The following is a 14,727-nucleotide window of genomic DNA, read 5'->3' on the forward strand; positions in this document are numbered from 1 at the left end:
ATTCAGGCTTTTTTGTATGCAGGAAAAAGTCTCCTTTCTAAATTTATAGGTCAAATAAAATAATATTGTTCATCGGTATAGTATTTTTACTATTTAAAAGGGAAGTGCGATGAAAAGTCGCCACGGTACCCGCCACTGTGAAACTGAGCAATAAATCATATCCACTGCATATGCGGGAAGGGATTTGTTTGCTATGAAGTAAAGTCAGGAGACCTGCCGAATGAACGAAATGTACCTACGGGATTATAGGAAGCATTGTAATTAATATATTCTTTGCTTCCTCATGTAAACATTCCGTTGTTTACATGTTTTTATTTACCTAAAGAAGAGTAGTTAATTCATTAACGTCATTCATGGGAGCAAAAATTATGATAAAAAAACACTTTTCTATTTTTCTATTATTGCTAATTCTTATTACATTTGCATCCATTGTAGGGGCAATATTAGTAGGTTCAGTAAATATTTCGCCAAGTATTATATGGGATGTCCTCTGTTGGAAGTTAGGATTTACTAATTCGCTTACAGAGGCATCCATAGCACAATCGACAATTATTTGGGAAATCCGTCTTCCAAGAATTTTATTGGCAATAGCAGTAGGTGCTGGATTGTCTATTAGTGGAGCAGCTATTCAGGCGCTTGTACAAAACTCAATTGCAGATCCATATATTCTAGGTGTTTCCTCTGGGGCGTCAGTAGGTGCAACAGCTGTTATCATACTAGGTGCATTTTCATTTTTGGGAAATTGGGCATTATCATTAGCGGCTTTCATTGGTGCACTTATAGCTGTATTCATTGTATTTTTGTTAGCTCGTGTTGGAGGAAGGACATCGATAATACGTTTATTATTGGCAGGCATTGCTATCTCACTTATTTTTTCAGCAATAACGAACTTTATTTTAATAATGACAAAAGATGCGGGGGGGATGAAGGCTGTAATGCATTGGATGTTGGGGAGCCTTGCTGGTGCTAAATGGTCTAATATACAAATTCCAATCCTTGTTTGTATTGCGGTTTTTCTATTTCTTTACTGCTTTACAAATTCACTAAATGCGCTGCTTCTTGGGGAAGAAACAGCAACAACATTAGGAATCTCACTGGAAAAATTCCGATTAATTGTAATTATCAGCGTTTCATTACTAACGGGAGTACTTGTTGCTGTAAGTGGTACGATAGGTTTTGTTGGATTAATTATTCCTCATATTGTTCGAATACTGGTAGGTTCACATTATCGTTACGTATTGCCTTCTAGTGCATTAATAGGAGCCATTTTTTTGATATGGGCGGATACACTTTCACGTGTCATTATTGCACCAGAAGAAATGCCGTTGGGGATTATAACAGCTCTATGCGGTGGTCCATTCTTTATATGGCTGCTAAGGAAGGAAGGTTATACCTTTGGAACAAATGACTAAATATTTATATAAAATCAGTAGTCTTAACTATTCCTTACAAGAGAAACAAATTTTAAACAATATTCAATTAGTTCTTCCTGAGGGGAAATTTATAGGGTTGATTGGACCAAATGGCAGTGGGAAATCTACATTGTTAAAGCTTTTGTATCGTTACATAAAACCACAAAATGGACAAGTATGGTTAAGAGAAAAAGACGTTTGGGAAATTGGAGAGAAGCAATTTGCAAAGGAAGTTGCAGTAGTTACACAAGAATCCTCTGTTGCCTTTGATTTTACTGTAAAAGAACTTGTTTTTATGGGACGTACTCCGCATAAAAAACTATTAAAACGGGACTCAAAATCGGATGAGGAAATTGTGGAAGATGCAATGAAAAAAGCTGATGTGCTTCACTTAGCAAATCGCAATTATTCCAGTCTTTCAGGCGGTGAGAAAAAAAGAGTAATTGTTGCTAGAGCATTGGCACAACAAACAGATGTCCTTATTTTAGATGAACCAACGAATCATTTAGATATTGAACATCAATTTGCTTTATTGGATTTACTTAGTGAATGTTCTATGACAGTTATTATGGCAATTCATGATTTAAATTTAGCCGCAACTTATTGTGATAAATTGCTCCTTTTACAAAAAGGGAAGCTGTGTGCATTCGGATCTCCAGAGGAAGTGCTGACAGTAGAACAATTAAAACATGTATTTAATGTAGATGTAGAAATTATGACAAACCCTTTTACAAATAAACCATATTTGCAGTTTGTATCTAAAAAGTATAAAGAGAAGGGGAAAGTGAATGAATCTTAAATTAAGGCATTTAATTATTTTCATATTATTACTAATACTATCTGCATGTGGAACCAATCAACAATCTAAAGAGAATACGGATGAACAATCTAGTGGACAATCAAAGGATAAATCAGAAGTTATTGTTATTGATAATAACGGTTTCACCCAAGAATTCACAGAAGCTCCTACTAGAGCAATTTCATTAAATCAACATGTAACAGAAATTATGCTTGCTTTAGGGTTGGAAGACTCAATGATTGGAACAGCTTATTTAGATGATGAAATTTACGAACCATTACAAGAAGCATATGAGAAAATACCAGTTATTTCTGATCAATATCCGTCAAAGGAACAAGTAATTGCTTTAGAGCCGGATTTTTTATACGGCGGCTGGTCTAGTGCATTTGATGAAAAAACGATTGCATCACAAGAAGAATTACTTGAACTAGGTATCCACTCATATTTACAAACCTCTTCAACGATGGTAGCACCGAAACTAGAAGATATTTATAATGATATTCGAAATATTGCGGCTATTTTTCGAGTAGAGGAGCGCGGAGAGCAATTAATTGAAGAAATGAATACAGATATAGCCGAGATTACAGGGCAATTGCCAGAAGTAGATAAGGAGCTGCCAGTTCTTGTATTTGATAGTGGGGAAACGGATATTTTTACAGCTTCGCAAAATTTTATGAATGAACTAATAACATTAGCCGGTGGAGTCAATATTTTTGGTGATATTGAAGGCAACTGGACAACGGTTTCAAAGGAAGAAGCAGTTGATAAGGCACCGGAAGTGATTGTAGTAGTTGATTATGGTTCTACAACTGCACAGGAAAAGATCAATTTTATTAAATCAGATCCAGCTTTAAGTACAACTCCTGCTGCAAAAAACAATCGTTTTGTCGTATTGCCGTTATCAGCAGCCTCTGAAGGAGTACGTGTTGCTGAAGCAATCGAAATTTTGGCAAAAGGTTTTTATCCAGAGTATTTTAATTAGAATGTATCTTTAAGATAGGGGACTGTAGAAAAGTCATAATTGGACTAATCTACAGTCTTTTTTAATTTGACAGTTGTTTCTTATTGAAAGTTTGCAGTGTTTGTAGTGATCTTTGTGGGAAAAAGTCAGACAATACGTGCAAATATCTGTATTGAATGGAACAAGGGAAGAGTTTCAATATCTTCTCTTTATTACATTGACTTCATAAAAGTAATTGTTCTTGCGTTGCTGTCATACAGACACCATTCCCGATGATCTACTACTGAACCTACATTAATCCAATACTTTTTCTTTACTAACTGGAGCTCTTGTCCAAATTGGATATTTATAGGAAGTTTTTTGTTTTTTCTATAGATGCCACTTCTGTGACTATGACCAAAGAACAAAAGCGGCGTATCAATGTCTGTTAACGATGTATCTGAAGGCTCCCAATTTTTGTCCCAATTTATTTGGTGACCGTGGATTATTGCAGCGTCTTCAATCATTATTTTTTCGGGCAAATTAGCAAACCGCTTGATTCCGGTTACAAGTGTTATCCGTTCTTCCTGATTTCCTCTAATTGAAGGAAACGTTAAAAGTTCTTCAAATTTCTCTTCAACTATTGCAGCTTCTTTAAGCGGAACATTTGAAACCATTTGAGCTTTTTTCTTTCCTATTTTACATTCATATAAATCGCCTAAACCGTAAACAATGGCATTAGGTGCAGTTTCTTTAATGTGATTTAAGACAGCCTTAGTATCTTCAATATTTGAATGTAAATCCCCTAAAAATGCATATTTCATTTAATCAATCCTTCAACAATTGTTACTTGTATAATATATCGAAAATGTAATTTGTGAACAGTTTGTTGATTATTCCTAAGAAAAAAATTAATTCTGCTCATAATTCTATTTTATTTAGGCATGATAAAGACATAACATTTTTGGAGGTGTTTTTGATATGCAGAATAATGGTAAACGCTTTACTCAAAGTGGAACTGATATTAATGAAGTAAAACGACAAAATGCACAAGCTGGTAATGGACAAGGTTTTTCTAGTCAATCAGTAGGCGGTACAACTGCTTCTGGTACAAATATCCAGAGAGTAAGAGAAGAAATCGCACAAGAAAGTGCTCCATTTGCAAAGCCTTTTGCTGGCCAACAAAATCAACCAGCAGCTGGCAAAACAGCTTCTGGAACAGACAGCCAGAAGGTAAGAGAAGAGATCGCACAAGAGAGTGCACCATTCGCACAACCTTTTGCTGGTCAACAAAACCAACCAGCAGCTGGTAAAACAGCTTCTGGTACAAACATTCAAAAAGTAAGAGAAGAGATCGCACAAGAGAGTGCACCATTCGCACAACCTTTTGCTGGTCAACAAAACCAACCAGCAGCTGGTAAAACAGCTTCTGGTACAAACATTCAAAAAGTAAGAGAAGAAATCGCACAAGAGAGTGCTCCTTTTGCACAACCTTTTGCTGGTCAACAAAATCAACCAGCAGCTGGTAAAACAGCTTCGGGTACAAGCATCCAAAAGGTAAGAGAAGAGATTGCACAAGAAAGTGCTCCATTTGCTAGACCATTTAGTCAACCTTCTGCGGGTCAAACAGTGTCAGGTACTGATATCCAAGAAGTAAGACGTCAAAATGCTCAAGCAGAGCAAGGAAAAAATAAATAATGAATTTTTAAAACGCCTCTCTATGGGGCGTTTTTTTAAAATGAGTATTTTAAAAAGAATTTATACATAATTCCAATTCATAATGTAAATTTTTTTAGGAACTATAAATATGAAGGGAGGAATTAAAATTGGAGCAAGGAAAAAAACAATTTACAGTTGCTGGCACTGATATAGAAGAAGTTAAACGAAAAAATGCACAGTCAGGACTGTCTTATAAAGAGGTATTAGAAATGCTTGCGAAAAGAGGCGGTCATAATACAGCTCAATTTAGCGACACTAATTCTGAGGAAATAAAAAGAAAAATTCAACCGCCATTAAATTAAGAAATCAGCGTCTCTTTAACTTAGAGACGCTAATTTACTTTGCATTATGATTTTTATTTCAGTACATCATGGTCAACATAGCGTTCGCCGTTTAAATCACTAATTAAATTAATAGCTATTTTGGCTCCATCTCAAGCAGTAATAATGGTATGTACACTTACACCAGCACACGTATCTGCTGCCCAATGCCTTCAATATTTGTTTTACCTAATGCATCAACTTCAAAAATTTTTTTACTTGTGGTTCAGTTCTGGGTTTTGTAGCAAGTCCAATGCTTTCAGCTAGGTCTGTAAGAAACCCTGTTGTTAAAATTGCTTGCTTTGCCTCAATTACCCCATTTTCAGATTCTAATAGATGTTTTTGAAAGGTTCATTACCTTTGTTTCAACAAGTTCGGCGCCATATTTTTTGCTTGGTTTAAACCTGTTTCAACTAAATCAGAATCTGCAGTACCATAATGGTTATACAGCATTGCCAGTTTTGTTGCTCCTTGGTTGCTGTCAATAAACAGTTTTTTTACCAGCTTTTGCAGTGTATATCGCAGCGCTTCCCCCAGCGGAACCTCTTCCAATAATTGCTACATCATACATCAATTCCCCTTTTGTTATTAATTTGATTTTAACAAAAACAACTCTATAAATTTTGCTTTTCTGGAATTGCTTTTACAATTAATGGGATTTATTATTTGATTCATAGATTCATAAATATTAATATTACTATATAGTCACATGAGGCTAGTGAGTGTTTATAAAACTACATATTGATTTTTGAGGTGATATGAATGGGGAACAGTTTATTATCAATCGATTGGGACTATTTTATTTCCACAGAAAATCAAGGGATTGTTTCATATGTAGAAAATAAAAAAACGATTATAGATGCCTGGTATAAACGCTATATTCAAGCGAAGGCAAAAGGGAAAAATCTACAAAAGTCTTTTCAGCTTTCACATGAAATAGAAAAATTTTGGGATAAAATAAAACAAGTATTTCAAATTAGTGAAAATACAGAAGTAATTGTTTCAGATTCCCATACATTATCTTATGAAATTGCAAAAAAATATCATTGCAGAGAGGTTTATCTTTTTGATGCACATTCTGATTTAGGCTATGGCGGCTTACAATCTCTTGAATTTGAAGTGAATTGTGCAAATTGGCTCGGTAAACTTTTAAAACAACAAGATATTGAAAAAGCACATATAATTTATAGTCCTTTTACAAAGGAACAACCTGAATACTTTAAACAAATAAACAATATTTTTAATATTAATTATTTGCAGTTTGAAAATTTACCTAGTGGCATTAAGACATCAGCAATACATATCTGCCGATCAGGAGCTTGGAGTCCACCTTGGTTTGATAATAAATTTACGGAATTTATTCAAAAATTGGGATTACCTTATAAAGTGATTGATTGTCCAATAAGAAAGTGGAGTACAAAGAATATAAGCTTTGCAGATCAATTAAATTATATGTTGACATAACCGAGAGTTTTTAAATTTTGCATATTTAACCTTTCATTACACACACTATGATAAAGGAGTGTGTTGGTATGGAAAAAGACTGGGACTCTCTGCCGGAGTCAAAGAATGTATACGCAGATTTACCTTATACGGATAAACCTGATATGGTGAATTCTGAAAATATTAGTCTTTTTGATTTGCATGAAGATATGCAAACTGTTGATGCGATACCTGTTGAAGAGTTAAATAAACGTGTTAAAACTGAAGATGATGAACTCATTACAGAGGTATTTCGAAAAGAATCTCCAGATGAGAAGAAACATAGCTGATAGAAGTCTTAAAAGGGGCATCCAAAAAGTTATTTTGGATGCCCTTTTTTCCGAGGATGGTAAGAGCAACTTAATTAATCATTTTCTTTAGGTTGGCTGTCCAGAATAAACTTTCAGGGCAGTCACCCTATTAGCATCATGCACATAGTATTTTGTCACCGAAATTACCTAAAAGATTGACAAAATATACATATTTTATAATCCGTTTTTAACTTTTGTATATTAGAATTTACTTAGCATTTATTTTCTTGTTAAGGAGGGTCATTTTATGTTTGGAAAATATAAGAGGCTTCAAAACTATGAATACTTTTCACAATCTCAAATTTCTGATATAGAAACAAACGAACGCTTTAAAGAAAAATTGGATTTTCTAGCTTTAACTAAAATTCGACGTGATTCTGTACGCTCTTTACATAAACTTTACAATGAAAATAAAGAGTATATACTTGATATGTTTTACAAGCGACTATTGGAGATTCCAGAGTTAAATTACATTATTACTACTTATTCTTCTGTTGAACGCTTAAAAGTATCTTTGGATCGACATTTTGTTAGCTTATTCGAGGATGAATTATCAATTGAATATGTTTTTAAACGGCGGAAAATTGCTTATACGCATGCTCAAATTGGTGTTTTACCTAATTGGATGATTTCCGCTTATACATTAATTAATCAATTATTTATTCCGCTTATTATAAAAAGTTTTTCTAAAAATGAACGTACAATGATGGATATACTACTTACATATGATAGTTTAGTTACAATTGATATCCAGATTATTGTTGAAACCTATATCGAAATACAGGGTGGTTCAGTAGTAAATGGACTGGGAGAAATTATTAAATACAATACACAGCTTGAACAAATAAAAGAGCTTGTTCAATTCCAAGAAGTACAGCAGCAAGAAGTAATATTAGCAAGTGTTGCTATGCAAGAACTTGATGCAAGTATTGAAGAAATTGCAGCATCAGTGGGAGATGTTGCAATGCAAACTCAGCAAGCATTGAATCAATTAAACCACGATATATCCTCTTTAAAACATGTATCAACAATTCTTCAAAATACAGATGATGGTCAACAAAAAATCCAAACGGATGTGAAACATTTAGTAGACCGGGTAAACAGTGTTTCAAAATTAATGTCCTTCATTCAGGATATTGCAGAGCAGACGAATCTATTAGCACTTAATGCATCGATTGAGGCGGCCAGAGCTGGGGAAGCAGGGAAAGGGTTTGCAGTAGTAGCTGAAGAGGTTCGAAATTTAGCTGACAATACAAAGCATTCTGTACAATCAATAAACGATGATATTGAGAAGCTATTGCAAATTACAAGTGAGATTGACCAGCAAATAAAGCAATCAGCCAACGACTTGCATAGCAGCGTTAGAGAAGCGTCACAAGTTACAAAAACATTATTTGAGCTAAATAATGCATTACAAATACAAGGTGAACGTTTTGATGAAATTGTAACAGCGGCCAAAATTCAAGCTCAGTCATCCTCCTCTATTTCTGAACGAAACAAAAATATTGCAGAAAGTGCAGAACGTAGTAAAGCCATTACATTTGAAGTTGGTCTTGCTATCTATCAATTAAGTAAAATGATTGATGGTTATCGTACAAAGACCATTTCTAAAAACTTCATATTAAGCCAAGAAGATATTATAGAGGTTGCGATTACTGACCATCTTTTATGGAGATGGAAAATTTATAATCTAATTCTAGGCTTTGAAAAGATGACTACAGACGATATTGGTTCGCCTAAAACTTCGAGATTAGGCGAGTGGTACTACGGAAAAGGCAAAGAATTATTAGGTGCGGAGAAGGCTTTTCAGGATTTAGAGGAATTACATGAACAAGTATACATAATCGCAAAAAAAGCTGTTGAAGCTTATCATGCTGAAGATAAGGAATTAGCTGAAAAATTTATGGAAGAAATAACAGACGTTTCAAATATTGTTATAAACAAACTTAAACAATTACAGCAAATTCTAATTGATCAGAAATTACAATATCATTAATAAAGCGATTTTAAACTCGATTGAACAAATGTCTCAATTGAGTTTTTTTCTTTTTAATGTACTTAATACCCTCGAAAACGAACGTATTTCACTTTGTTTTGTTGCTTAGTTGAAGAATCCTTTGTTAAAATATGATTATATTTTCAGAAAATTCTACAATCTGATTGGGGAGAAAAATATGATTGGGGATATTTTTTCAGAGGAACATAAGATGTTTAGAAAATCACTTCGAAAAATGCTAGAAAAAGACGCCTATCCATACTTTGAACAGTGGGAACAAGAACGGGATGTCCCTAGGTCATTTTGGCTTAAGCTTGGAGAGCATGGTTTCTTATGTCCACAAGTAAGTGAACAGTATGGTGGGATGGGGCTTGATTTTGGATACTCTATGATTCTAGCGGAAGAGTTAGAGCGGGTTGGTGCAGGGCCCGCAAGTGGAATCGTGCTGCATTCAGATATAGTTACACCATATATAGAACAGTATGGTACGGAAGAGCAGAAAGAAAAATGGCTTCCAAAAAGTATATCAGGAGAATATATTTCTGCAATTGCTATGACTGAACCAGGTGCAGGATCTGATTTAGCAGGTATTCAAACAACAGCTCGCCCTGAAGGTGATTTTTATATCTTAAATGGAGAAAAAACCTTTATAACAAATGGCATTCATGCTGACTATGTAGTAGTTGTTTGCAAAACTGATCCACAGGCTAGTCCAGCACATCGAGGCATTAGTCTAATCGTTGTAGAAGATGGAACACCAGGCTTCAAAAGGGGTAAAAAATTAAATAAAGTAGGTATGCATTCATCCGATACAGGAGAACTCATTTTTGAAGATGCAAAGGTTCCTGCTCAAAACTTACTAGGAGAAGAAGGAAAAGGGTTCTACTATTTAATGGATAAACTACAGCAAGAACGGTTGTTGGTTGCCATTGAAGTGCAAATTGAAGCAGAAGAAATGTTTCGTATAACAAAGGACTACGTTAAAAACAGAAAAGCCTTTAATCAAACAATAGCAAATTTCCAAAATACACAATTTAAACTAGCAGAAATGGCGACAGAGATTGATATAGGACGCAACTATATTAATTCTCTTGCAGCTAAGCATATTGCAGGGGAAAGGATTGTAAAAGAGGTATCGATGGCAAAGTGGTGGATTAGTGAAATGGCAAAGCGTGTTGCAAGTGAGTGTCTTCAGCTCCATGGAGGTTATGGATATATGGAAGAATACGAGATTGCAAGACGTTTCAGAGATATACCAGTTGCAGCGATATATGCCGGAACAACAGAAATTATGAAAGGGATTATTGCAAAAGAGATTTTAAAGTGAAATATTAAAGAGCTTTAGCCGCTAGGGGATGAGGATTTATTTCATAAATAAAAGGGGGAAGTTATATGTTTATTACAAATGTTTTAGCACAGCACGCAAAGAATCAACCTAATGAACTAGCAATCGTTTTTGAAGGGAATAAATGGACATATAGTGAGCTATATGAGAATGCCAAAAAAATTGCTGGGTACTTGCAAAAACAGGGCTATAAAAAAGGGGATATTATAGCGCAATTTATGCTTAACTCAGATGCATTTATGGCAGTTTACTATGGGGTGCAGCTTGCAGGGCTTACTATAATGCCTATTAATACAAAGCTTGCTCCACCAGAAGTGGAATACATCTTTAAAAATTCTGAAGCAAAAGTATTATTCTATGATGAGAAAATTGAACAAACAATAGAAGGCTCCCTTCATAGCTTTAATGAACAAATTAATTCAACTAAAATACGCGACATTCTTAATGCAGATGAAATCCATTTTAACAGTCCTCCAGTTAATGAAGAGGATACTGCAGTAGTAATGTATACTTCAGGAACAACGGGTAAACCAAAAGGAGTTATGCTTTCTCACAAAAATATTTACGAAACCGCTGACATTTGGTCCGAGTCTATGAATATGACTGCTAATGACCGGATGTATATTTGTACACCGCTATTCCACTGTGCAGGAAGCCACGTTTTTGCCGTGCCGACAATGTATCGTGGAGGAGCGGTAATTATAGAAGAAGCATTTTCTCCTGATAGAACGCTAAAGAATTTAGTTGAAACAAAGGCTTCGATATTTTTTGGTGTACCCGCAATGTACACGATTTTATTAAACAAACCAGAATTAAAGAATTATAATTTCGAACATTTAAGACTATTTTGCTACGGTGCTGCACCTATGCCCTATGAGTTAGTGAAGCGATTAAAAGATACTTTCCCAAATGTAAAAGTGCAAAATCTTTACGGCCAAACTGAAAATACACCAGCTGCCTCTTCTTTAACAGATGAACATGCATTAACGAAAATAGGATCTGTAGGCAGACCATTATCAAAAACAGAGATTAAGTTAGTAGATGCATATGGTGAAGAAGTATCACTTGGGGAAGTAGGCGAAATTTGTGTAAAGGGCCCTCAAGTAATGAAAGGGTACCTTAGAAATCCAGAAGAAACCGCAAATACATTACAAAATGGCTGGTTATTATCAGGGGATTTAGGACGTTTTGATGAAGAAGGATTTTTATTTATAGTCGATCGTAAAAAAGATATGATCATTCGTGGTGGAGAAAACATTTATCCAATTGAAGTAGAGGAAGTTTTATATCAAATACCACAAATTCTTGAAGCAGCTGTTGTTGGAGTGCCCCATGAGGTTTACGGTGAGGTTCCAAAGGCATTTGCTGTTCTAAAAGAAGGAGCGTCTATTACAGAAGAAGAGATTTTATCTTATTGTGCAACACAGCTTGCGAAATATAAAGTTCCATTGGAAGTAGAATTTTTAGATCAATTGCCGCGCAATGCTTCGGGGAAAGTGTTAAAACATACATTAAAACCAATAGAAAGTAAAACAACATAATTTTAAGATAAAGGGGATTGGATATGAGCAATGTATATATAGTAGATGGAGCAAGAACTGCTTTTACGTCATTTGGTGGTTCATTTGCAAGCATTGATGCTGTACAGCTTGGGTCTGCTACTGCTGTAGAAGCATTAAAAAGGTCAAAGGTGCATCCTGAACAAGTTGATCATGTCGTTTACGGTGGAGTAATTGCAACTGGTGTGAATGCATCCTATCTTGCTCGACATATTGGTTTGAATGCAGGGGTGCCAAAAGAAACCCCGGCTTTAACAGTAAATCGTTTATGTGGTTCAGGTATGCAATCAATCGTAACTGCGGCTCAACAAATATTGTTAGGAGAAGCTGACATTGTTCTGGCTGGAGGAACAGAAAATATGTCGCAATCTCCGTATTCTAATTTTGAACAACGGTTTAACGGTTCGAAAATGGGAAATTTACAATTTGTCGATATGCTCCAAGCTACCTTAACTGACCAGTATACTGGATCAGGAATGGGGATGACCGCAGAAAAATTAGCACAGCAATATAATATTTCACGCGAGGAACAGGATGAATTTGCGGCACTTTCCCATCAAAGGGCTGTCAATGCACGTTCTGCTGGGTACTTTAAAGAAGAGATTGTACCAGTTACTATTCAAACGAGGAAAAATGAAATTTCTATTGAAGTCGATGAGCATATAAAGGAAAATACCAATCTCGAAAGTTTATCGAAATTACGGGCTGCGTTTATAAAAGATGGTACTGTAACGGCAGGAAATTCTTCAGGAATTAATGATGGGGCAGCTTCTGTTATTGTTGCAAGCGAAAAAGCTGTTCGAGAAAACGGACTTAAGCCTATTGCACGCATTATTTCTTGGGGAGTTGCAGGAGTCGACCCAACGATTATGGGAATCGGTCCAGTTCCTGCAATAAAGCAGGCTTTACAACGAGCAAACTTAATTTTAGAAGATATGGATTTAGTTGAAGTAAATGAAGCATTTGCTGCTCAATACTTAGCTGTTGAAAAAGAATTAGGATTAAATCGAGATACTACAAATGTCAATGGTGGTGCCATTGCTCTAGGACATCCTGTTGGGGCAAGCGGTACCAGAATCATTCTATCAAGCGCCTATGAATTAAGACGCCGTGGAGGGCAGTATGCAGCAGCGAGTCTTTGCATCGGGGGCGGTCAAGGAATAGCATTAATAATGACAGCTATTTAATTACGAGAGTATTTCAACCATATAAAGAAGCAGAAAGTACAATTCATATTATGATGTCCTAAAAGTTAAATTTTTTGTAGTTTAATTTTAGGGTGAACATCATAAAGTTGTATTTTTTGCTCTTTTTTTATTTGTTGTGACCAATTGGTGGAATATATTACATTATTTTCATAGGTTATTCCCAAAAAAACTATTAACAAGAGTATAATGAATAACTAATAGAATAACGACAGGAGAGAATTGTATGGAAACTTTAATTCACCGTGTAAAAGATACAAGAGATGTGCTGCGCAAGTATGTAATTGAAACCATTTTGAATGAATTTGATGATCAATGTATGGGGCTTGATCGTGAGAAACGGAAATTGAAGTACACGAAAATGATGGAAAGTCCATTCCGTTTTTTCAGAGGAAGTGCTTATTTATTCTATTATGATATGACAAAAATCCCATTTCCTTATCATACTGATCAGAATAAGCCAACGTGGATTCAAGGGGATTTGCATATGGAAAACTTTGGCGCCTTTCAAAATGAAAAAGGGGAAATCGTTTACGATGTAAATGATTTTGATGAAGGCTATATTGGCTCTTATTTATATGATGTTTTGCGCATGGCTACAAGTATTGCTTTATATTGCGAAGCACAAGGTCTATCAGAGGAGCAGCAAAAAGGAAGAATTGAAACATATTTAGATGCATACTATGATCAATTGAAACGATTTAAGAAAGGGAAAGATGATCCTTTCACTTTAACCTTTACAGAAAACAATACTAAAGGTCCTATTAAAAAATTATTAAAAAAGCTGGCAAAAAGACAAAGAGAACATTTATTGAAAGACATTACAATCCTCAATGAGGAAAATAAACGTGTTTTTTCATGGTCAGAGGAAATCCAACCTCTTAATGTGGAGGAAAGGAAATTGCTGGAGTCTCTAACAGAGTCTTATTTTAATTCACTAGATCAGGAAGATCAAAAGGATATTTCATACTATACAATCAAGGATATTGCTATTAAACATGGTACGGGAACGGCTTCAATAGGACTTGATCGATATTATATTTTAATAGAAGGAGAAAAAGAATTAAATGGTGAAGATGATTTAGTTCTTGAAGTAAAGGAAGTTCGAACACCAATTCCAGCCTACTTTTTGCCATACAGGGATAAATTTTGGGAAAAATACGAGCATCAAGGAAAACGTGTAGTCGCTACACAAAAGGCAATGCATCACTTAGAAGACCCATTTTTAGGTTATCTAACTATGGATGGAAGGGAATTTTACGTTCGAGAACGATCACCATATAAGAAGAAGGTAAAAGCTTCTCAATTAGATACTGTCGAAGATTTTGATGCAGTATTGGAAATAATGGGCAGAGTTACTGCGAAAATTCATTCAAGAGCCGATGTAGATACAGAACATGAACTATTTACACATGAAAGTGAAGAAGAAATATTAGATGCGATTGGGAAGAATTTCGATGCATTTAAAGAGCAGCTTTCTTTTTCAGCAATGACCTATAAGGTACAAGTAAATTATGATTACAATTTATTTACTGAATGGGTAAAAGAAACATTCTAGAATGATAAGGTCTTATTTAAGATGGTAGGAGAATCATCTTAGATAGGACCTTTTAACTGAATAGGAATGTATAAAATAGGT

At 35.0% G+C, this 14,727-nt stretch carries 13 protein-coding genes, 1 pseudogene and 1 riboswitch; of the genes and pseudogenes, 12 read left to right on the forward strand and 2 right to left on the reverse strand.

What is annotated here, in order from left to right; translation table 11 throughout:
- Positions 1–57: 57 nt before the first annotated feature.
- A riboswitch (cobalamin riboswitch) is annotated at positions 58–235 on the forward strand.
- Positions 236–368: 133 nt separating this feature from the next.
- From EKG35_RS08140 to EKG35_RS08150, 3 genes are read left to right on the forward strand one after another with little or no spacing between them, the layout of a single operon-like run.
- Complete coding sequence (locus EKG35_RS08140; protein WP_126293948.1) at positions 369–1,412, forward strand: FecCD family ABC transporter permease; 1,044 nt, start codon at positions 369–371, stop codon at positions 1,410–1,412.
- Positions 1,405–2,211 carry a heme ABC transporter ATP-binding protein gene (locus tag EKG35_RS08145; protein WP_126293949.1) on the forward strand — a complete coding sequence of 269 codons (807 nt, stop codon included), beginning with the start codon at positions 1,405–1,407 and terminating at the stop codon, positions 2,209–2,211. The genes EKG35_RS08140 and EKG35_RS08145 overlap by 8 nt, the downstream gene beginning before the upstream one ends.
- Positions 2,201–3,193 (forward strand): ABC transporter substrate-binding protein, encoded by a 993-nt coding sequence (locus EKG35_RS08150; RefSeq protein ID WP_126293950.1) that lies wholly within the window; start codon positions 2,201–2,203, stop codon positions 3,191–3,193. Before EKG35_RS08145 ends, EKG35_RS08150 begins: the two co-directional genes overlap by 11 nt.
- Positions 3,194–3,384: 191 nt before the next feature.
- On the opposite strand, the gene EKG35_RS08155 is transcribed toward EKG35_RS08150, so the two are convergent.
- The gene (locus EKG35_RS08155) at positions 3,385–3,975 is read right to left on the reverse strand and encodes a metallophosphoesterase family protein (protein WP_126293951.1); all 591 of its coding nucleotides are present in this window, start codon (positions 3,973–3,975) and stop codon (positions 3,385–3,387) included.
- 157 nt (positions 3,976–4,132) lie between these two features.
- Here EKG35_RS08155 and EKG35_RS08160 point away from each other — a divergent pair, with 157 nt between their 5' ends.
- Positions 4,133–4,849: a hypothetical protein gene (locus EKG35_RS08160; protein WP_126293952.1), complete on the forward strand. Its 717-nt coding sequence runs from the start codon at positions 4,133–4,135 to the stop codon at positions 4,847–4,849.
- Positions 4,850–4,977: 128 nt separating this feature from the next.
- Positions 4,978–5,172: a gamma-type small acid-soluble spore protein gene (locus tag EKG35_RS08165; RefSeq protein ID WP_126293953.1), complete on the forward strand. Its 195-nt coding sequence runs from the start codon at positions 4,978–4,980 to the stop codon at positions 5,170–5,172.
- A gap of 53 nt (positions 5,173–5,225) precedes the next feature.
- Here EKG35_RS08165 and EKG35_RS08170 read toward each other — a convergent pair.
- Positions 5,226–5,761, reverse strand: a pseudogene (locus EKG35_RS08170) (pyridine nucleotide-disulfide oxidoreductase).
- A 191-nt stretch (positions 5,762–5,952) separates the two neighbouring features.
- Here EKG35_RS08170 and EKG35_RS08175 point away from each other — a divergent pair.
- From EKG35_RS08175 to EKG35_RS08205, 7 genes are all read left to right on the forward strand, one after another.
- Entirely contained in the window at positions 5,953–6,654 is a 702-nt protein-coding gene (locus EKG35_RS08175; protein ID WP_126293954.1) for an arginase, read from the forward strand.
- Positions 6,655–6,722: 68 nt separating this feature from the next.
- Positions 6,723–6,962: a hypothetical protein gene (locus tag EKG35_RS08180; protein ID WP_126293955.1), complete on the forward strand. Its 240-nt coding sequence runs from the start codon at positions 6,723–6,725 to the stop codon at positions 6,960–6,962.
- A 268-nt stretch (positions 6,963–7,230) separates the two neighbouring features.
- Complete coding sequence (locus tag EKG35_RS08185; RefSeq protein WP_126293956.1) at positions 7,231–8,979, forward strand: methyl-accepting chemotaxis protein; 1,749 nt, start codon at positions 7,231–7,233, stop codon at positions 8,977–8,979.
- A gap of 178 nt (positions 8,980–9,157) precedes the next feature.
- Positions 9,158–10,306, forward strand: a complete 1,149-nt coding sequence (locus tag EKG35_RS08190) for an acyl-CoA dehydrogenase family protein (protein ID WP_126293957.1) — start codon at positions 9,158–9,160, stop codon at positions 10,304–10,306.
- A 65-nt stretch (positions 10,307–10,371) separates the two neighbouring features.
- A complete protein-coding gene (locus EKG35_RS08195) occupies positions 10,372–11,865 on the forward strand; it encodes a class I adenylate-forming enzyme family protein (RefSeq protein ID WP_126293958.1) in 1,494 nt (497 codons plus the stop codon).
- A gap of 23 nt (positions 11,866–11,888) precedes the next feature.
- The gene (locus tag EKG35_RS08200) at positions 11,889–13,070 is read left to right on the forward strand and encodes an acetyl-CoA C-acetyltransferase (protein WP_126293959.1); all 1,182 of its coding nucleotides are present in this window, start codon (positions 11,889–11,891) and stop codon (positions 13,068–13,070) included.
- 244 nt (positions 13,071–13,314) lie between these two features.
- Positions 13,315–14,646: a DUF2252 domain-containing protein gene (locus EKG35_RS08205; RefSeq protein ID WP_126293960.1), complete on the forward strand. Its 1,332-nt coding sequence runs from the start codon at positions 13,315–13,317 to the stop codon at positions 14,644–14,646.
- Positions 14,647–14,727: the final 81 nt, after the last annotated feature.

Source organism: Lysinibacillus telephonicus, from assembly GCF_003966145.1.
In the GTDB taxonomy this organism is placed as follows: domain Bacteria; phylum Bacillota; class Bacilli; order Bacillales_A; family Planococcaceae; genus Ureibacillus; species Ureibacillus telephonicus.